17 protein-coding genes are annotated in these 21026 nt (G+C 47.0%); 3 read left to right on the top strand and 14 right to left on the bottom strand.

What is annotated here, in order from left to right; genetic code table 11:
• Window positions 1–87: 87 nt before the first annotated feature.
• Window positions 88–1086 (bottom strand): 2-hydroxyacid dehydrogenase, encoded by a 999-nt coding sequence (locus tag HMPREF0999_RS11000; protein ID WP_005862334.1) that lies wholly within the window; start codon window positions 1084–1086, stop codon window positions 88–90.
• A 112-nt stretch (window positions 1087–1198) separates the two neighbouring features.
• On the opposite strand from HMPREF0999_RS11000, the gene HMPREF0999_RS10995 reads away from it, so the two are divergent.
• Window positions 1199–3157 (top strand): biosynthetic peptidoglycan transglycosylase, encoded by a 1959-nt coding sequence (locus tag HMPREF0999_RS10995; RefSeq protein ID WP_009275927.1) that lies wholly within the window; start codon window positions 1199–1201, stop codon window positions 3155–3157.
• Here the strand turns inward: HMPREF0999_RS10995 and HMPREF0999_RS10990 are convergent.
• The 8 genes from HMPREF0999_RS10990 to HMPREF0999_RS10955 form a co-directional block, all read right to left on the bottom strand.
• Window positions 3108–4283: a sensor histidine kinase gene (locus HMPREF0999_RS10990; protein ID WP_009275926.1), complete on the bottom strand. Its 1176-nt coding sequence runs from the start codon at window positions 4281–4283 to the stop codon at window positions 3108–3110. The two genes, HMPREF0999_RS10995 and HMPREF0999_RS10990, sit on opposite strands and share 50 nt — an antisense overlap.
• Entirely contained in the window at window positions 4280–4957 is a 678-nt protein-coding gene (locus tag HMPREF0999_RS10985) for a response regulator transcription factor (RefSeq protein WP_008772182.1), read from the bottom strand. Before HMPREF0999_RS10985 ends, HMPREF0999_RS10990 begins: the two co-directional genes overlap by 4 nt.
• Window positions 4958–5187: 230 nt before the next feature.
• A complete protein-coding gene (locus tag HMPREF0999_RS10980; RefSeq protein WP_009275925.1) occupies window positions 5188–8313 on the bottom strand; it encodes an efflux RND transporter permease subunit in 3126 nt (1041 codons plus the stop codon).
• A gap of 9 nt (window positions 8314–8322) precedes the next feature.
• A complete protein-coding gene (locus tag HMPREF0999_RS10975) occupies window positions 8323–9408 on the bottom strand; it encodes an efflux RND transporter periplasmic adaptor subunit (RefSeq protein ID WP_009275924.1) in 1086 nt (361 codons plus the stop codon).
• Between the two features lie 16 nt (window positions 9409–9424).
• A complete protein-coding gene (locus tag HMPREF0999_RS10970) occupies window positions 9425–10684 on the bottom strand; it encodes a TolC family protein (RefSeq protein WP_009275923.1) in 1260 nt (419 codons plus the stop codon).
• Between the two features lie 90 nt (window positions 10685–10774).
• Window positions 10775–11707, bottom strand: a complete 933-nt coding sequence (locus HMPREF0999_RS10965; RefSeq protein WP_005857024.1) for a UDP-glucuronic acid decarboxylase family protein — start codon at window positions 11705–11707, stop codon at window positions 10775–10777.
• A gap of 10 nt (window positions 11708–11717) precedes the next feature.
• A complete protein-coding gene (locus HMPREF0999_RS10960; protein WP_008772186.1) occupies window positions 11718–12179 on the bottom strand; it encodes a septal ring lytic transglycosylase RlpA family protein in 462 nt (153 codons plus the stop codon).
• A gap of 17 nt (window positions 12180–12196) precedes the next feature.
• On the bottom strand, window positions 12197–13576 hold the full coding sequence (locus HMPREF0999_RS10955; protein ID WP_009275922.1) for a cytochrome c peroxidase: 1380 nt from the start codon (window positions 13574–13576) through the stop codon (window positions 12197–12199).
• Between the two features lie 328 nt (window positions 13577–13904).
• On the opposite strand from HMPREF0999_RS10955, the gene HMPREF0999_RS10950 reads away from it, so the two are divergent.
• Complete coding sequence (locus HMPREF0999_RS10950; RefSeq protein ID WP_005857030.1) at window positions 13905–14492, top strand: LemA family protein; 588 nt, start codon at window positions 13905–13907, stop codon at window positions 14490–14492.
• Between the two features lie 14 nt (window positions 14493–14506).
• Entirely contained in the window at window positions 14507–15475 is a 969-nt protein-coding gene (locus tag HMPREF0999_RS10945) for a TPM domain-containing protein (protein ID WP_009275921.1), read from the top strand.
• Window positions 15476–15547: 72 nt separating this feature from the next.
• Here HMPREF0999_RS10945 and HMPREF0999_RS10940 read toward each other — a convergent pair whose 3' ends face one another.
• The 5 genes from HMPREF0999_RS10940 to HMPREF0999_RS10920 all read right to left on the bottom strand — a co-directional run bounded on the left by HMPREF0999_RS10940 (window position 15548) and on the right by HMPREF0999_RS10920 (window position 21026).
• Window positions 15548–16036, bottom strand: a complete 489-nt coding sequence (locus HMPREF0999_RS10940) for a complex I 24 kDa subunit family protein (protein ID WP_005857033.1) — start codon at window positions 16034–16036, stop codon at window positions 15548–15550.
• 3 nt (window positions 16037–16039) lie between these two features.
• The gene (locus HMPREF0999_RS10935) at window positions 16040–17830 is read right to left on the bottom strand and encodes an NADH-dependent [FeFe] hydrogenase, group A6 (protein WP_005857035.1); all 1791 of its coding nucleotides are present in this window, start codon (window positions 17828–17830) and stop codon (window positions 16040–16042) included.
• A gap of 14 nt (window positions 17831–17844) precedes the next feature.
• The gene (locus HMPREF0999_RS10930; protein ID WP_005857037.1) at window positions 17845–19635 is read right to left on the bottom strand and encodes an NADH-ubiquinone oxidoreductase-F iron-sulfur binding region domain-containing protein; all 1791 of its coding nucleotides are present in this window, start codon (window positions 19633–19635) and stop codon (window positions 17845–17847) included.
• A 21-nt stretch (window positions 19636–19656) separates the two neighbouring features.
• Window positions 19657–20055, bottom strand: a complete 399-nt coding sequence (locus HMPREF0999_RS10925) for a (2Fe-2S) ferredoxin domain-containing protein (RefSeq protein WP_005857039.1) — start codon at window positions 20053–20055, stop codon at window positions 19657–19659.
• 74 nt (window positions 20056–20129) lie between these two features.
• Window positions 20130–21026 carry a serine O-acetyltransferase gene (locus HMPREF0999_RS10920; protein ID WP_005857041.1) on the bottom strand — a complete coding sequence of 299 codons (897 nt, stop codon included), beginning with the start codon at window positions 21024–21026 and terminating at the stop codon, window positions 20130–20132.

The raw sequence follows: 21026 nt of genomic DNA, 5'->3' as shown, positions 1-21026 counted from the left end.
ATTAAAAAAGCCATTGCTGGGTTCCCACCAAGCAATGGCCACAAAAATATAATAAATCAGCGATAAATAATAGTTCCTTTTTAGAATTTACTTGGTCACTTCGTTCACTAAGGGACGGCCTTCCTCGAAATCCTTGATGTTCCGCAAGGTAGTCTCAGCGATATTATGCAGAGCCTCTTTCGTGAAAAACGCCTGATGGGAAGTAACGATCACATTGTTGAACGAGAGCAGACGGGCCAAGACATCATCATCGATAATCTTATCCGATTTATCCTCGTAGAAATAGTCTCCCTCCTCCTCGTAGACATCCAATCCAGCGGCAGATACTTTCTTGGTCTTCAATCCCTCGATCAAGGCGTTGGTATGAATCAGTAACCCGCGTCCCGTATTGATAATCATTACGCCGTCTTTCATCTTGGCGATCGAATCGTCGTTGATCAGATAACGGGTCTGGTCGGTCAACGGGCAATGCAAGGAAATGATATCAGACTCTTTGTATAACTCGTCTAAAGAGACATAGGTGATCCCTTCCTCCTTGGCGAATTTCTCATCCGGATACAGGTCATTTGCCAATACACGCATCCCCAATCCTTTTAAGATATGAATCAATATCTTGGCGATCTTTCCGGTACCGATAATACCGGCGGTCTTGCCATGCATATCAAATCCCATCAAGCCATTCAAGGAGAAGTTGCCATCTCTCGTACGCCAGTATGCCCGGTGTATCTTACGGTTTAACGATAACATCAAGGCCAACGTATATTCAGCGACCGCATAAGGTGAGTAGGCCGGTACGCGTACGACCGGTAATTTCCCCCTGGCGGCATTCAAATCCACATTATTAAAACCGGCGCAACGAAGCGCCAACAGTTTCACACCATTGGCAACCAAAGCGTCTATTACGGCGGCATCAGCCGTGTCGTTCACGAAAATACATACAGCGTCTACCCCTTGGGTTAAGACGACATTATTGATATTCAAATGTCCTTTATAGTAACGAATATCGAACTCATACCGCTCATTGATCTTATCGAAAGAAGCGATGTCGTAGGGTTTAGCACCAAAAAACGCAATCTTATACGCCATATAACTTTAGTTTTTTAATATAACTAAATTAAGCCCTTGATTGTTTATCGAAAAAGAAATCCATTCGTTTAATTATAGTACTTTTGTCCGCTGGGTAACAATATAGATGAGCATGAATCAATCCCATAAAAGATCTTTTATAGCAGTTCTTATTTTTATTGGCTTTCTCTTGTTTATGGCATTTTGGGGCATCGACCTGATCTTAGGGGCGTATGCGGGACATAAATTGAGTAAACTTGCCGAAAGGCATCATCTTGACATACGCTATGATAAGATCCGGTTGATAGGGCTGAGTACCGTACGTATGGAGGGATTGACCGTTATCCCGATTGATGCTGATACGTTGATACATGCGGACAGGCTTCAAGCGAAACTGGAGCTTGGCAGATTATTGCTACTTACCCCTGCCATAGAGAGTGTACAAGCGGATAATTTGCATATTCATTTTATTAAGAAGGGAGAGAGAGCTAATTTTGATTTCCTTTATAAACCATCGAATCACCTAGGTGAGCCAGAGGAAACAGCTGTAGATGATAAGGAACAGGATTACGCACGCAAGGCTGAACGCTCCCTTAGTCTCCTTTTCAATTTATTGCCCGGAAATGCCTTGGTACATGATTTATGTGTTTCTTATAGTAATAAAGGAGATGAACTAATACTAGAGATACCCGAACTCAATCTTACTAACAATCAATTCTCTACGCATATAAACAGCACGGAGAACGGAGTTCGCAGCGAATGGATTTGCGAAGGCTCTCTCTCTGATAAGGAGCGACTCGTGAAAGCCCGTCTCTACGCCGACGAGCATACGAAGATTCCTCTTCCTTTTCTGGAATATCGTTGGGGGGCATCGGTACGTTTCGACACCTTGGCCTTCGAGCTTAAGGGACCTAAAATAGAAGAAGACATACAATCCTTACTCGGAAGCGCCTATGTGAGCGGGCTTACCATCCACCAAGAGCGTATATCTCTGGACACGGTCTTACTGGATAAAGGCTCTATACACTTCCGGACAAACATCGGTAAGAACTATATCGAATTAGATAGCGTCAGTGATATCCGGTTTAATCATCTGGATTTCCATCCTTATCTGAAGATCGTTAAAGATACCAGTTGGCAAATCACGGCCTCTGTGAATAAAAGAGATTTCCCTGCGGATCAACTGTTCTCCTCCCTGCCTAAAGGCTTATTCTACAATCTGGAAGGCCTGAGAACAGAAGGTACCCTCTCCTATCATTTCCGATTGGATTTGGATTTCGGACAGGTAGACAGCTTGATCTTGGAGTCTACCTTGAAAGCGAAGGACTTCCAGATCCTTGCCTATGGGAATACGGATTTGCGGAAGATGAATGAGCCATTTGAATATACTGTCTATGAGCAAGGCGAGCCGGTACGCTCTTTCGAGATCGGTCCGGCGAATCCCTCTTTCCGCCCGTTCAACGCCGTATCCCGTTATCTTCCTTTAGCGATCATGCAGAGTGAGGATGCCGGCTTCTTTTATCACAACGGTTTTATTCCAAGCGCTATCCGGGAATCGTTGATACAGGATATCAAGGAACGACGTTTCGCCCGTGGCGGCAGTACGCTTAGCATGCAATTGGTGAAGAATGTATTCTTGAGCCGTAACAAGACGATCGCCCGCAAGCTGGAGGAAATGTTAATCGTATGGCTGATCGAGAGCGATCATCTGACCTCTAAAGAGCGGATGTTTGAGGTTTATCTGAACATCGCCGAATGGGGCCCCATGATTTATGGAGCCGCCGAGGCCTCACGTTATTATTTCGCGAAGGAACCTTCCCAGTTAAACCTTGCCGAGTGCATTTTTATGGCCAGCATTATCCCCAAGCCCAAACAGGTCCGCTATTGCTTCGACGGGTTGCGGTTGAAGCCGTATTATGAGGATTTTTACAGGGTAATACTGGATCGCTTGGTAGATCGTGGACTTATATCTTCGGAAGAGGCGATAGGGGTAACGCCGGAGTCTGTCGAAATAACAGGTCCGGCTAAAGAATACCTGACGGCTACCCAAAGTCGATCTCCACGCTCGTCCCAATTCCTAGATCAGAAGTAATATTCACCTTCGCCCCATAGGTGCTCAATATGCGTAGCGAGAGGCTTAGCCCGACACCATGCCCGGCGTATTCCCGGGTATTGCTCGCCCGGTAAAAGGGCTGGAAGATTCGTTTCAACTCCTCGGGAGGAATGCCGATACCTCGGTCGGATATGGTCAAGACACTGCCTCGAAGCCGCATCTCTACCGGTTTATCGTCCGAATACTTACAGGCGTTGCTCAAGATATTCTTGATCGCTATCTTCAATAAATAGGGATTGGCACGGATCATATAAGAGAAATTATCCGGGGAGAACGAGATCCGGGCCGAGGAGAACTGCATCAAGAAGTCCGCTAGGAAGATCGTCTCCATTGCGCTTTTCTGGATCTCCTTATCCCCGTGCGACAGGAACAGCAGGTGTTTGATCAATTGTATGATACGGCTTGTCTCCGTGGCGATACGTCTTAATGCCGCTTGGTATTCCTCCGGGGAGCGCTCTTTCAGCAGGCTGATCTCGCATTCGCCTTGAATGGCTGTCAGCGGATTGTTCAACTCATGCGAGGCGTTGCTGATAAACGCTTTCTCACTTTGGTAAGCAGCGTCGATCCGGTCTACCATCCGGGTCGCGTATAGTCTGCCGACAAAATAGATCAATACCGAGCTAACCAATATCAATCCCAGCAACAGCCAGCCGATCCGATGCTGGATATCCATCCCATACTGATTCCCGGAAAGGACAATCACGATGAAATTCCCCTCGTTGTCGGGATAATACAAAGCCGCTCCCATTTGCGTATCGTGCTTGAAGTGAACGATATCCTCTTGGTATAGAGATCTCACCTGCGTGGCGTCCAGATAACGGGACAGCACTTGGCGGGTCTCCAAGCTATCGGCGTTCAGCAATATCTCGGTAGCGACGGGAAGGGTTTCCTCGTAACGCTGTTGGATACGGGCATAGCTCTCGTCGTCGGTCTCGTCCTTCTCCCAATGCTTCTGTGCCGTGGCATAGGCTTTTTCCGTCAGGTAAGAATAGTACAGGCGAGAGATATAGCTCGTGGAAACCCAATAGAAGACAAGCGTCACGACGGCTATCACGCCTATGGTAATGGCCGAGTAAAAGAGAGCGATCTTGTTTCCTGTCTTCATGCTTCCATCATATAGCCCACGCCCACCACGGTATGGATTAGCTTAGGTTCGAAGTCTTTGTCTATCTTCGTGCGCAAATAATTCACGTAAACATCGACCACGTTCGTATTGGTATCGAAATCCTTGTCCCAGACATTCTTTAGCAAGTTCATCCGGCTCAAGGCCGTTCCTTGGTTCTGTATGAAATATTCCAAGAGCCTATATTCCTTTACGGTCAAATCGATGACCTGCCCATTCCGTATAGCCCGATGGCTTGGAGGATCTAAGACCAGATCTCCGCACCGGAGAGCCATATGGACGGATTCGTTTCCCGATCGACGTAATAACGCCTTTATGCGGGCCTCGAGCTCTTGGAAGCTGAAAGGTTTTACCAGATAATCATCCGCCCCGGCATCCAGCCCGCTAACGATATCCTCGGTGGTTCCCAAGGCGGTCAGCATAATCACGGGGGCATGGTAACCGAACCGTTGCCGGTACTGTTTGCAAAGTTGCAGGCCATTCATCTTCGGCATTATAATATCCAGAATCAGCAATTGGAAATCGTTCTTCTGTGTCAGTTCCCAACCAGCGGCACCGTCATAAGCGACATATACCTCATGCCCGAACTCCCGCAAGCCTCTTTCTATAAAAGAGGCGATGTTTATCTCGTCTTCTACTAATAATATCTTCGCCATTGTATCGTATGTATTAATAAGAATGTCCATCATTAGTAATGCGTACTTAGGGTGATGCTAATCGTATCACAGAGGTGAAACGTTCTTTTCACGGTTGTGATACGATCGTTTCACCTCTGTGATATGATCTTTTCACAGCCGTGAAAAGATCAGTAAGTATAATCCTTTCGCATAATAACTCCAGTCGTCCTCCCTAATAGTTCCGGACTTTCTTGCTACAAATATAGCAATTACAACCTACGTTGCACTAATTTACCGTTCTTATCATAGAGCATTCGTCGATAAAAAGCCTCCACCATCAACGGAAAGACAAAGAGGGTGAAGAACGTGGCCCCTATTAATCCGCCAATGATCACGATCGCCAAAGGACGCTGGCTTTCCGATCCGATACCGTGGCTCAAGGCGGCCGGAAGCAGGCCGATAGCGGCCATGGAGGCGGTCATTAATACGGAACGTACCCTTGATTTCACGCTCATCTTGATCGAATCTTCCAGAGGATGCCTCTCCCGCAGGTTATTCTTGATGTCCGATATCATGATCACGCCATTCTGTATACAGATACCGAAGAGGGCGATAAAGCCGATACCGGCGGAGATCGAGAAGTTGAAACTCGTGATTAATAGGGCCAAGATACCTCCGACGGCGGCGTAAGGCACGTTTAATAAGACCAGTCCGGCATCCCGGGCGTTGCCGAAAAGGACGAATAGGATCACGAAGATGATCGCTATACTTACGGGGACGACTTGGGCCAAGCGTTTGGTAGCCCGTTGTTGGTTCTCGAAATCTCCGGTCCATTTCAAGGTATAGCCTTCGGGGAGCTTTACCTGCCTCTCCACTTTCCGCTGGGCTTCAGCCACGGCGCTACCCATGTCGCGGCCCCGGACCGAGAATTTCACGGCGCAGAAGCGAGCGTGGTTATCCCGGTAGATAATCAACGGGCCGGTAATCGTATGGATATCCGCCAGCTCGCGGATAGGAATCATGGAACCATCCTTCGCCGGAACCAGTATCTTGCCTATCTCATTCTCGCTACGGCGGAAAGCGGATTCGTAGCGGACCATGATATTGAACTTACGCTCGTCCTCATAAAGCAGGGAGGCGCTCTTACCTCCTATCGCCATCTCGATAATGGATTGCACGTCCTCCTTGGCCACGCCGTAGCGGGCTAAACGAGACTCGTTCAACTCGATCCGTAGCTCCGGCTGGCCGATATTCCGGATAACGCCCAGATCCTCGATACCGTCTACGGTCTCCAAGACCTTGAAAACCTCTACCGCCTTTTTCTCCGACTCGTATAGATCCTTACCGAAGACTTTCACGGCGATGGAACCTTTCACGCCGCTGGCCGCTTCCTCTACATTGTCCGAGATAGGCTGCGAGAAGTTAAAATCCACGCCCGGATAGATCGCCAGATCCTCTTGCATCTTCTCGATCAGGCCCGCTTTCGAGCGTTCGCTTTCCCACTCTTTCTCGGGATATATATCCACATGGAGCTCGATATTGTAGAAACCTGTCGCGTCCGTGCCATCGTTCGGCCGGCCGGTTTGCGACAAGACCTGACGAACCTCCGGATAAGCCGCCAGCTTCCGGCGCATCTGGTTGGCCAATGTAACGGATTCATCCAAAGATATACTTTGCGGTAAGGTCGCACGGATATAAATAGAGCCCTCGTTCAGTTGCGGGAGAAACTCGCTGCCCAACAAGGTGAAGCACCAGATACCTACGGCGGCTACCAACGTGGCGAACGTGATCGTTCGCTTCTTACGGGCGTGGCACCAGTCGAAAATACCGATCGACTTCCGATTGATCCACGCGAGGAACGGATTATGTTTCTCACGCACCTCTTTCTTTAATAGCATGGAAGATAGGACGGGTACCAATGTCAACGTAAAGATCAACGCTCCCAACAAGGCGAACCCCAAGGTATAAGCGAGCGGGCTGAACATCTTTCCTTCCACCTTCTGGAAAGAGAAGATCGGGACCAAGGCCGTGATGATAATCAGCTTAGAGAAGAAAACCGCTTTCGCACGGTCCTTCGCCGTATGACGGATAATACCCATCTTACTCATCAAATTGAAAGCGGGCATGCCTACTTCACGGGCTTTCCGGTCCAATGCCACGAAAAGCCCTTCCACCATCACGACGGCACCATCGATAATAATACCGAAGTCGATCGCTCCCATAGATAAGAGGTTGGCGCTCATCCCCATCGCCCGGAGACAAATAAAGGCGAAGAGGAGTGCCAACGGGATAATGATCGACACGATTACCGTCGTACGCCAGTCCGCCATGAAGATTAATACGATGAAAGTTACCAGCAGAATACCTTCCGCCAAATTATGTGTTACGGTCTTGACCGCCAGATCTACCAGATTCTCACGATCGTAGAACGATACGATTCGCACGTCTTCCGGCAAGGCGTTTTGTTGGATATCCTTGATCTTATCCTTCAAGGCGGCGATTACCTCGCCGGGGTTCTCCCCTTTTCGCATGACAACGATGCCTTGTACGACATCATCTTCCTCCATGCGGCCCACTTGCCCTAGGCGGGGAAGACTGGATTCGTGTACGGTAGCCAAGTGCTTGACAAGGATTGGCGTGCCATTGATATTCTTTACGACGATATTCTCGATCTCTTTTACATCGTTAATCAAGCCGATACCCCGCACGACATAGGCTTGCGAGCTTTTCGTGATCACGTCGCCGCCTACGTTGATATTACTTTTTGCGATAGCGTCATAAAGTTCCAAGGTCGTTACCCCGTAACTGATCAGTTGATTCGGGTTGACGCTAACCTCGAAAGTCTTTACTTCTCCTCCGAAGCTGACGATATCCGCTACACCGGGTACAGCCCGCAACTTCCGCTCGATCACCCAATCCTGCAAGGTCTTCAATTCCCGGACGGAACGCTTATCGCTACGTAATGTATAGCGGAAGATCTCGCCGGTCGGACCATATAAGGGCTGCACTTCCGGCGTGACCCCTTCCGGCAGGTCGGCGTCGTTCAAGAGATTATAAACTTGCTGGCGGGCGAAGAAATCATCCACCTTATCTTCGAACATCACGTTGATGACGGAAAGACCGAAAAGGGTCGTGCTCCGGATATCCGTCTTTTTCTGTACCGGGTTCATGGCGATCTCGATCGGGATCGTGATAAACTTCTCGATCTCCTCGGCGCTCCTGCCCGGCCATTGGGTGATAATCGTCACCTTCGTATTCGTCACATCCGGAAACGCGTCGATCGGCGTATGGATAAAGCTGGTGATACCGGCGATTACGGCGATCGTGGTACAGAAGAAGATAAAGAATTTGTTCCGGAGGGAGAACGTTATGATATTATCTATGAATGTGTGCATATCGTCTGGTTACTTTAATTCGTTATACACCAAAAGAGCGTTCCGATCTACGATCCGATCCCCATCCTTCAAGCCGGATCGCAGGTAACAGAACTTCTCGGTTTGCTTATACACCGAGATCTCACGCATTTGCAAATATCCCTCCTTCGAGACATAGACAACGTATTCTTTACCATCCTCGAAAATCACGGCATGGGCGTTTACGCAAGGCATACTTTCTCCTTTTACCGCGCTCTGTACATATACGTTCGTAAACATTCCGGGTTTAAGCATATACTTCTCGTTCCTTAATTTGACTCTTACGCTCATGGTCTTACTTTCTCGGTCTAGCATATGATAGACCTTATCGATCGTTCCCGTAAACTCCATATCCTTATAGGCCAAAGTGGTGATACGAACGGTAGCCCCCTCTTTTATCTTGCTGATATCTCCCTCATAGACATCGGCCATCACCCAGACATCGTCGAGACCGGAAATGGTAAACATCTCCTCCCCTTGATCAGAACGGATCTGCATATCCCGGTTTATATTCTTATCGATGATAAAGCCGGAGACCGGCGCTTTCACCACATAGGTAGATGGGTCTGTTATGTTATAAATGGAATACATTTCTTGAATACGTTTGGTCTCGGCATCGGCATCGGCTTGCTCTTGCTGGGCTTGCAGGAAGTCCCGGTCGGAAGCCATACCGCTCCGGGCCATATCTTGGGTAGCCTCCAAGTTACGGTTAGCGATAGCCAGTTGATGCTCGGCCTCCTTTCGCTGCTTGTCGATATCAGCGATCTCGCCGCTCCGGATCACTGCTAGGACATCTCCTTTCCCTACGTAATCGCCAACTTCCGCATGAACGGAGGTGACATTTCCACCAAACATCGGATACACATGGGCCACTCGCTCCGGATTGAAACTGACACGGCCATTGAGCAACAACTCGTTGGTTAATGGTGTGTCACGAACCGTATCCAGTGTTATAATCTCCTGTAAACTGTCATTTAATAGTAAAGGTTCCCGGGTATCGACCGAGGTGGTCGCCTGTTTCCCGCAGGAACATACCAAGGGTACTAAAAGGATGCATGTGATTAGATGCTTATTCATATCATTTGATTTGCTTTTAATAGTTGAATACATGGCTACCCGTTACGGTATTTACCTCCTCCAAGGCCAGTAACACTTCTTTTTGAGTTTGGTAAAGTCGCAAGCAGGTTGTTTTGTAGGTCTCATAATAATCGATAAACTCAAGGAGACTGATATTCCGTTTTTGGAAATTCAAGTTCACGCCTTCGATAATCAAGGCGAAATCCTTCTCCAATCCATAGTTTGAGGAACGATAAAGCTGAATCGCCTTTTCCAATCGGGCATAGCTGGTGAATAACTCATTCTCGGCCTGGCGGCGTGCGTATTCTTCCTTATGGGCCTTTTGAGCGACAGATATTTTCGCCGCCCGGATATTCCCTTGATTCCGGTTAAATATAGGGAGAGAGACGCTCAAGCCGATCGCCCAATAATCATTGATAAAGTTACCCGCCTTATCATACGTACCCTTTACGCTCACTTCCGGGAAAGCGAGGGAACGTTGTAATCTCACGTCCGCCTCCGAAGCCTTGACGCTTGCTTGCGCCAACTTAAGATCCGGACGTTCGTATAATAAAGAGGTCAATTCAGAGAAAGGAACGGAGTCCATATCGATCTGGTTCAACACAGACTCATCGAATATCGGCTCGAAGGTATCATTGCCGGATATTCCTAGTAAAAGCCGCATGTCTCCTTGAAGGGAGATAACTTGGTTGGCGATATCATTCCGCTCTTGCCGTAAAGAGAGTAATAGGGCCTCGATACGGGACTTCTCTAATAAAGAAACATTCCCTTTCTCATTCTGCTCCTTGAGAACCACCAACAGATGAGCCAATGAATCAATCTCACGATCGTAAATAGATTGGGATTTCTGGGTGAAATAAAGCGCTATGAATTTCTCCTTCAACTCGCTCCGGAGGGTTCTCAATACCTCTTCGAATTGGTAAAGGGCCATTTCCTTATTGATTTTCTCCAAACGGACACGTTTGTTTCGCTGACCGGCAATATAGATCAACTGTTCCACCTCTACGATCGTTTCCCCTTGTTTCCCGAAATCAAAGTAACGTCCGTTCAACCGGTTATAAACATTTTGCTCCAAAGAGACCACGGGATTCTCGAAAAGTTTGGCCTGTACTACTTGGGCCTCGGCTATATCGATATTATACCGTTCGGCTATCACTTCCAGATTGTGTTCAGAGAAACGTTGCTCGGACTCTTTCAAGGAGAGGGAGACAACAGAGGCTTTCGCCCCAGAGAAAAGAAGAGATAAAAAAAGTAAAAGAGTGACTCGTCTGTCCATTTGCGTTAAATTTTACGCAAAGGTAGAAGTCACTCTTTTATCGCTTATGAATATTTAGTTAGAATACTCTTAGGCCAAATTAGAAATTTATTAGAGAGATTTAAAGTATAATATCGTTTTCTTTAATCCTTCCTCCAAACAAACCGTAGGTTCCCACCCATCTAATTTCTCTTTGGCCAACGTAATATCGGGCTTACGTTGCTTGGGATCGTCTCCCGGCAACGGGCGGTATACGATCTTAGAGGAGGAGTTTGTCAAACGGATCACGATCTTGGCCAACTCGTTCATCGAGAACTCTCCCTGATTTCCGATATTTACCGGGCCGGTAAAATCATCCGAGGTATTCATCATGCGAATCATCCCCTCGATCAAATCGTCTACATATTGGAAACTACGAGTTTGGTTTCCATCCCCATAAATCGTAATGTCCTTATTTTGTAATGCCTGTATAATGAAATTAGAGACGACACGGCCATCGTTCGTACTCATATTAGGCCCATACGTATTAAAGATGCGGATGATTTTAACGCGAACCTTGTTTTGGCGATGGTAATCCATAAATAAGGTCTCGGCGCAACGCTTGCCCTCGTCATAACAAGAGCGAGGCCCTATCGGGTTGACATTTCCCCAATAGCTTTCCGGCTGCGGGTGTATCATGGGATCTCCATACACCTCACTGGTAGATGCTTGTAATATCTTAGCGTTCACCCGTTTTGCCAGACCTAACATATTGACCGCTCCTAACACGGATGTCTTGATCGTCTGTATCGGATCTATTTGATAATAAACTGGAGATGCGGGACATGCCAAATTATAAATCTCATCGACCTCGGCTTGGAACGGTATAGAAACATCATGCCTGATCAACTCGAAATGTGGATTTTTCAGCAGAGGAATCACATTCTCCTTACTTCCCGTAAAATAGTTATCCAGACAAATTACTTCATTTCCTTCTTCTAAAAGACGGGCACATAAATGAGAACCGATAAAGCCGGCGCCCCCGGTGATAAGTATTTGCTTCATTATATTAAATTTATTTCGTGAATTTCACCCTATAAGGTGGATCCGGACGTAAATAATCTATATCCAGATAAGGAATCTTAGGATAGATCAAGTCCAGATAGCGGAGGTCTAAGGGGCCGGGAACGACTTCTATCCGTACCTTAGCGACACCTTTATCGATAAAATCCAATATCTCGGCGGCGCTCGCTGATACATCAATGATTCGTTTTCTATAACGAGGTCCGCGATCCGTTACGCATACAATAGTACTTTTCATATTCTCCAAGTTCGTGACTCTTAAAAAAGTACCAAAAGGATACGTACGATGCGCGGCGACTAATTCTTCCTTATCATGAATCCTTCCACTGGATGATTTCCTGCCATGGAAGCGATGATGGTAATATGAAGCAAGTCCTTCCTCTTGTGCCCATATTCCTTCTCCACACTTAACTGCGGCAAATATAAGTAATATGTAGAACAAGCGGAAGGACATGTACCTTTTTTAATCAATTATTGAAGCATTTTTCCATTATATTCTCCGTTCAAAGTTCCTAGAAAAACAACGATTTTTTCAACTTCTACATCATTGATCTCCTTTCCGATCTGGAACTCATGCATGATACGGATCGCATCCTCCACGGAGGCTACGGTTCCGTCGTGCATGTACGGATAAGTCAGCATCACGTTACGAAGTGTCGGGGTTTTGAACTTATGACGATCGGATTCTTTCTTAGTCACGGCATAGCGTCCGTTATCACCGTCCGTCAACCCTGTATTCCGGTAATCGAAATAGCTGTTCTTGATACCCATGAACTCGTAAGATTGACCACCGACATTTACACCAACGTGACAAGTAGCGCATTTATTGTCCTTGAATAGTTGATAACCCTCTAATTCTTCCGCTGTAAGCGCGTTTTTATCTCCCATCAAGTATTTGTCGAAACGACTCGGCGTAAGCAAGGTCTTCTCAAACTCAGCGATAGCGTCCGTGATCGTAGATTGAGAATAACCTTCCGGATACACTTCCGTGAATTTCTTCGTGAAATCCTTATCTTGCGCTAAAGCCTCGCAAATCTGGTCGAATGAGGTACAACCCATTTCCACTGGGTTCAATGGAGGACCAGCCGCTTGCTCTTTTAGGTCTGCCGCACGTCCGTCCCAAAATTGAACGAAATTAAGCGCCGCATTATATACGGTCGGAGCGTTAACACCACCGAACTGTCCATTAATACCTTCCGAATATTGCTTACGGTCTACACCACCTGTGTTCAATCCGTGGCAAGTAGCGCAAGAGATCGTATTGTCCGCAGACAAACGAGTATCATGATACAGGGCAAAACCCAACTCTACCTTCGCCGGATCTGTAGGCAAGCTCTTCATTAGAGGCTGAAGAGGCTCATTCTTAAATTCTTCCGCTACGGTTTCGGTCGTGAAACGATCTTTACGGACATTCTTCGCCCATGAGATGATCACCGCTTTCTCATTGTCGTCAAGGCTGGTTCCCCAGTGCATCGGCATATGGGAATACTTAGCCGGGGGCATAGAGCCGCTTAGGGCCGTATTCTCCACCTTCGCCAAATCAACCTCTGAAACGGGCTGCCCGTTCTCCAAGGCTTCCACCATAGCAGTCAAGTCCACATAGTGAACGGCCTCCTTCATGTCTGCCTGTACTACGGGACCGATCAACGGTAAATTACCGTAAAATGGCAGAGGCGCATTTTCAGAGTGGCAGGCCAAACAGTCGTTTTCCCGCAGGATAGAGGCCACTAGCTTACCTTCATTGTCGGCAAATTTCTTGTATTCGGAAGAACCGCACGAGGTAACCGCAAAGGCTAAAGCGCAGAGTCCTACCGGTAATGCCGTCATTTTAGCATAAATTGTTTTACGCATAACTATATTTATTTAGATTTATTAAGTGCAAATATAGAACAATTCACTTACATGTACCCTAAAAGCCTTGGATTTCATTGATCAGTTTTATCTATGGGAAGATAAATAGAATCTATGCGGTGGGCTTCCATCCGCAGCATCGCGGCAAGCTCCTTCCTATAATGCCCAGTATGAGGTTCTAACAATGGGCAATATAAGGATGTTACAATGCCCATTATAAGCAGCTAACAATCGCAGTTATAAGCAACCGCCAATCGCTATGTGGATAATCCGATTTTTTTATATAGCTTTGTCTCATTATGTATAATCAATAAATTATAAGGCAAAGATGTTTAAGAACAAAGTTGTATGGATTATCATCGCTATCGTAGCGATATTATTCTTTTGGGTGAAAGGCGTGTATAATAATATGGTAACTCAAGACGAAGGCGTGAAAACCGCATGGAGCCAAGTTGAGAACCAATATCAACGCCGTATGGATTTGATCCCGAATCTGGTAAATACGGTAAAAGGATACGCCGCGCATGAGAAAGAGACTTTAGAAGGTGTGGTCAACGCTCGTGCCGAGGCGACGAAGACTACGATTGATCCTTCTAACCTTACTGAGGAATCCTTGAAGAAATTCCAGTCTGCACAAGGAGAGTTAGGAAATGCCCTCTCCCGTTTGATGCTTGTTTTAGAGCGTTATCCAGACTTAAAAGCGAATCAAAACTTTATGGAGCTTCAAGCGCAATTGGAAGGGACCGAAAATCGTATCTCGGTAGAGCGTAAACGTTTTAACGAGGTAGCTCAGTCTTATAATACCTATATTCGCCAATTCCCGAACAATATTTTGTCCGGAATGTTCGGCTTCCAATCGAAAGCTTATTTCGCCGCTGAATCCGGTGCGGAAAAGGCTCCTAAGGTAGAATTCTAATAGCCATTCGCTGAATGAGTGAGATAAAGAATATAGGATCTAGGTGCAAGTGTCCGGTAAGCCTTTTATGGATCAGTTTATTGCTGGTTGGTTTTGCCTCTTCTATTTTCGCGGCAAAGGATTATTCGATCGAGACCATTCCGAACGTACGTCTTTCCAACCGGTTGAACCATGTCAGTAATCCGGATGGTATCATTACCCCGGATGATGCGGCACGTATCAATCAATTATTAAATGTAGTGGAAGATAGTCTCGGTATCGAGGTAGCTGTCGTTGCCGTGAATAGCATCGGGGATCAGGATGCCCGGATGTTCGCTACGGATTTATTCAAACATTGGGGATTGGGACAAAAGAGCAAGGATAATGGTTTATTGATCCAGTTGGTGACGGAACCTTCCCAACGTTCGGTCGTTTTCGAGACGGGATATGGTATCGAGGGTGTCCTCCCCGATGCGATTTGCTACCGGCTCCAGCAGCGGTATATGATGCCCGATCTAAAGGCCGGGAATTATAGCGCCGGCATGTTGAAAGGAGTCATGGCGGTTACCAAGTATTTAATGTCCAGCGACTATGAACGGGCAGGCATGACTGGCAACCGCACTTCTTCCTCGTCCGATGATGATTTTATGTGGATATTCGTGGTGGGGATTATCGGGATGATCGGCTTCTCGGCGTTTATAGCGTACTTAAAGTATCGTCCGAAGGCATGTCCCCGTTGTGGAAAGAAAACCTTTGTATATATGGGGCAGCAAGTGATTCGGGAAGCGACTCGTTTCTCGGAAGGTCTGGCCGAAGATGTATACCGCTGTAAGAGTTGCGGGTATACAGAGAAGAAAAATCGTACCATCGACCGCATACACCGAGGTGGTAGCGGCCCTATTATTATGGGTGGCGGTGGTGGCTTCGGAGGTTTTAGCGGCGGCGGTGGCGGCTCTTGGGGAGGTGGAAGCTCCGGGGGAGGTGGTTCGATCAGTCGTTTCTGAAAATACGATTACTTGCGTTATTTTATACAAGCGGTCACGTAAAACCTACGTGACCGCTTGTGTTTTTATATCCTATTGTTCTTTCAGATAGTAGTCGGAAAGTATATCCCGTACCTTTTCGGGAGTAACCCTTCCATAGACCTTCCCGCCGATCATGACCACCGGAGCTAATCCGCAAGCACCGACACAGCGTAAGCAATCCAAGGAGAACAAACCGTCCGGTGTAGTCTCTCCTACCTTTATTTCCAATTGACGTTGCATTTCTTCCAGAACATTTTCTGCGCCACGCACGTAACAGGCCGTTCCCAGACAAACCGAGATGGGGTATTTCCCCTTGGGGGTCATCGTAAAGAATGAGTAAAAAGTAACTACGCCATATACCCTTGAGACCGGGATATTCAATTCGGCGGCGATAACCTGTTGGACTTCCGGTGGTAAATATCCGAACAAGCCTTGGGCGGCGTGCAAGATATTGATCAACTCCCCGGGATCGTTGTTGCGTTCAGCGCATATCGCATGTAGCTCCGCTACTTTTGTTTTAGGCAAATGTATCTCATTCATGGCTTATTTACTTTTTTCGGTTTCTATATACATACCGATTACTTCCTTACGATCTATGTAATGGGTATGCAGTAATTTATGGGCTTTCGGTCCGCAAGGCTCTCCCAAATACTCGCTGTATAATTGCTGGATATACGGATTCTCATGGCTCTTGCGAAGCGGTTTGTTAGCGTCTTCCCGGTAAAGAGCGGAAGCACGCCGGCGAAGTACCTCCATACGGCCTCGGTGGAACGGTTGTCCACCACCGCCGATACAGCCTCCCGGACAAGCCATCACCTCGATCGCATGATAAGGAGAGGTACCGTTCTTCACCTCCTCGATCAATTTGCGGGCATTCCCCAGACCATGAGCGATACCGATCTTTACCGGAGTCCCATTAAAATCGATCGTAGCGCTACGAATACCTTCCAGCCCGCGTAACTCCTCGAAGTCCACTTTATCCAGATTTTTCTTCGTATATAATTCATAAGCTGTACGGCAAGCGGCCTCGATAACACCGCCGGTAGTACCGAAGATCACGCTCGCTCCGGTAGATTCACCCAACGGGCTATCGAACTCACCATCCGGCAGTTCATTGAAATCTATATTCGCATAACGGATTAAACGGGCTAACTCACGGGTATAGATCGAATAATCTACATCGGGATTACCTTCCACGCTAAACTCCGGGCGGCTAGCCTCATACTTCTTCGCCAAACAAGGCATGATAGATACGACTACCAAATCCTTACGGTCCACTCCCAACTTCTCGGCGAAATAACTCTTGGCGATCGCTCCGAACATTTGCTGCGGGCTCTTGGCTGTAGATAAATTATCCCGTAACTCGGGGAAATGTTGTTCCACAAAGCTAACCCAACCCGGACAACAACTCGTCATTAACGGTATTTTCACCTCTTTGTCTCCATTTAGGTAACTACCTAGGCGATGTAATAATTCCGTACCCTCTTCCATAATGGTCAAGTCGGCGGCAAAGTCCGTATCGAATACATAATCAAAACCCAATTGACGCAAAGCTGAAACCATCTTGCCTGTAACCAATGTACCCGGCTCATACCCGAAATCACGTCCCAACGCTGTGCGAACCGCCGGCGCTGTCTGGGCGATAACAATTTTAGTAGGATCGGCCAAAGCGTCCAAGACCGGCTGTTGCGTATTACGTCCGCTAAGCGCGTTTACAGGACAGACGGATACGCATTGTCCACAATACGAACAGGTACTTCCGGCCATATCCCGTTCAAAAGCAGTCGATACGGCCGCGTTAAATCCACGGTTCACGGCAGTCAAGGCGCCAACTGTCTGTATCGTATTACACATGGTCTCACAGCGGCGGCACATGATACATTTGTTCATGTTCCGCACAATGGAAGGGGAACGGTCTATCGTAAATGTGGACATCTCTCCCTTATACCGGATCTCACGGATTCCTAAGTCATGTGCGATCTTTTGTAACTCGCAATGTCCGTTGCTGCTACATGTCAGACATTCCGCCGGATGATTCGAGAGGATCAGCTCCATCACCGTCCTACGGGCATTCATCACCCGGGGGGTATGTGTCCGTACGACCATGCCTTCCGTACATTCCATCTTACAGGATGGGGCTAGATTTCTACGTCCCTCGATCTCTACGACACAAATACGGCAAGCTCCCGGATTATTCTCGTAGTGCAAGTCCTCCAGTTTCATATAACAGAGTGTCGGGATGTGGATACCTACACTTTTTGCCGCATCTAAAATGGTGGTTCCTCTCGGCACTTCCACCTCTTTATTATCTATGATTAATTGAATTGTTTCCATGCTTATAAATAAATTTAGTGGACATAAATCGCTCCGAACTTACACTTCTCCATACAGGTACCGCAACGGATACAAGCTTGCGGATCGATAATATGAGGAATTTTCCGTCCACCTGTAATCGCATGCACCGGACAAACACGGGCACAGAGCGTACATCCTTTACATTTCTCCGGATTGATGAAATATTGAGTAAGTTCCCGGCATTGATGAGACGGACAACGATGCTCCCGGACATGCGCCAGATATTCATCGTAGAAATTATCCATCGTAGATAAAACCGGATTCGGAGAAGTCTGTCCCAAGCCGCATAAAGCGGTATCCTTAATCACCATCGCCAGATTCCTTAGACGGGTCAAATCCTCTTCGGCTCCGTTTCCACTCGTAATTTTCTGCAATATCTCATGTAAGCGTTTATTACCGATACGGCACGGTGCGCATTTACCGCAAGATTCCTCGACCGTAAAGTCCAGATAGAACTTAGCCATGGCTACCATACAATCATCCTCGTCCATGACGATCATACCTCCGGAACCCATCATGGAACCAGCGGCAAGCAAATTATCATAATCGATAGGAAGATCAAGATGCTTTTCAGTCAAGCAACCTCCTGACGGGCCACCGGTTTGCACAGCCTTAAACTTCTTTCCATCCTTGATACCTCCCCCAATTCCAAAGATAACCTCACGCAAAGTCGTACCCATAGGAACCTCGATCAGCCCCACATTGTTTACCTTTCCAGCCAAGGCGAACACCTTTGTTCCTTTGCTTTTCTCCGTTCCGATACTACTGAACCATTTAGCGCCTCTTAACAAGATCACCGGGATATTTGCGTAAGTCTCTACGTTATTTACATTGGTCGGACAACCTTTATACCCGTGTTCACTAGGGAACGGCGGCTTTACGGTAGCCTCGCCTCGCAAACCTTCCATACTGTGGATCAAAGCAGTCTCCTCTCCACAAACAAAAGCTCCGGCACCGTACCGGATCTCGATATCGAATGAGAAATCAGTCCCAAATATATTCTCGCCCAGCAATCCATATTCTTTCGCTTGCCGTATGGCGATTTTCAAACGTTCCACGGCTAGCGGATATTCGGCACGGATATATACCAAACCTTTGCTAGCTCCCGTACAATATCCATTAATCGCCATAGCCTCCACAATCGAATGCGGGTCGCCCTCCAATATGGAGCGATCCATAAAAGCGCCCGGGTCACCCTCGTCCGCATTGCAAACCACGTATTTTTGAGGTGCTTGTACCTTACGGGTAATCTGCCATTTCAAACCTGTGGGGAAACCACCGCCCCCACGACCCCGTAAACCGCTATCCATGATTTCCTTGATTACTTCCTCGGGAGTCATTTCCACAAGGGCTTTTCCTAACGCTACATAGCCGTCACGAGCGATATACTCATCGATATTCTCAGGGTTGATAAAGCCACAATTTCGAAGGGCGATTCGTAGCTGTTTCTTATAGAATCTGATATGCTTGGAGTCCGGAACCAGCTCACGGGTCTCTGGATTCATATAAAGTAACCGTTCCACTTTACGGCCTTTTACCAAATGCTCCCGTACGATCTCGTCCGCATCCGATGGTTGAACTTGTACGTAAAAAGTGTTATCGGGGATCATCTTAACCACCGGACCCTTCTCGCAGAAACCGAAGCATCCGGTACGGATCACTTGTGTATCCTCTAATCCGTATTGCTCGACGGCGGCTCTCAGATTCTCGATGATCTGCTCGCTTTGTGATGCACGGCAACCTGTGCCACCGCACACCAATATATAATTCGTGTATTGTGCCATTTATGTAAGATATTAAATTTCTTATTCGGGTTTTACGGTGGTGTAAGTTACAGGAATGATGCCGTCTACCAAGATACCCTTACGGATATACTTATCTATGATCTCTTCTACTTTTGCCTTATCAACATAACCGAATACCAACGGCTCCTGACCCGGAAGCTTGATTTCGATAGTCGGTTCCGCATAACAATAGCCCATGCATCCGGTTTGAGTTACCAACGCATCGATTTTCTGCCGGTCTAAAACCTCGATAAAATAACTCATTATCTCCTTGGCTCCGGCAGCTATACCGCAAGTGGCCATAGAAACCTTAATTTGTACGAGCTGATCAGGGGTATTGCTTTTTTCACGCAGATCCAAAGACGCACGAAGAGATTCACGCATTTTCTTGAGATCATCTAATGTCTTTACTTTGTTCATGGTCATATTCTATTATTTAAGGAAAACACCGTAATGTCATTTGCACAAACATACGGAATCTCTTTCAAATAATATCATATTTCCGTGAATTTTTCTTCGACACGTGATTGAGATATCTTGGAATTGGGAGGTACACTATGGGTGAGCCAGATGTTACCCCCGATAATAGATCCTCGGCCAATAGTGATCCGTCCTAATATGGATGCGTTGGAATAAATGGTCACATAATCCTCGATGATCGGATGACGGGGTAAATCTATCGGAAGTCCTTCCTCGTCCAGCGTAAAACTCTTAGCTCCTAACGTCACACCTTGATAAAGGCGGACATGGTTTCCGATAATGGCGGTTTGTCCCACGACAATACCCGTTCCATGATCGATACTGAAATATTCTCCGATCTGCGCCCCGGGATGAATGTCGATCCCGGTTTGCGAGTGTGCCATTTCCGTAATGATACGCGGGAGTACCGGTACGCCTAGCTCGAATAATTCATGAGCGACCCGTTGATGTAAAAGCGCGTAGACCGCCGGATAACAGAATATAATCTCACTCACGCTCTTGGCTGCCGGATCACCATCCAAGATGGCCTTTACATCGGTGGACAGTAAATATTTGATATGAGGAATCCGGTTAATAAAAGCGATCGAGATCTCGGAAGCCCGGTCCTTGGAATCACAACAACGCTCTACCTCAAAACAAAGTCCATTATATATTTGCTCTTGCAAGAGATCATAGATCTTTTCCAAATAGACTCCCGTATAATATTGGATAGAGCCTAATTGAGCCTCTTGTTCCGTACCAAAGAATCCGGGGAAGATAACCGTACGTAATAGGCGCATGATCTCATGCAACGTAGCGACTGAAGGCGATGGCTTCTGATGCAACGGGATATATTTGTATTCCGGTAGATCAGGAGCCGACAGCCGTTCTACGTTCTTCTGTATCTGTTCTAAAATCGCTGTTCTATTCAT

This window comes from Parabacteroides sp. D25 (genome assembly GCF_000307475.1).
In the GTDB taxonomy this organism is placed as follows: Bacteria; Bacteroidota; Bacteroidia; order Bacteroidales; family Tannerellaceae; genus Parabacteroides; species Parabacteroides distasonis.
This window is presented reverse-complemented; position numbering and strand designations above follow the sequence as displayed.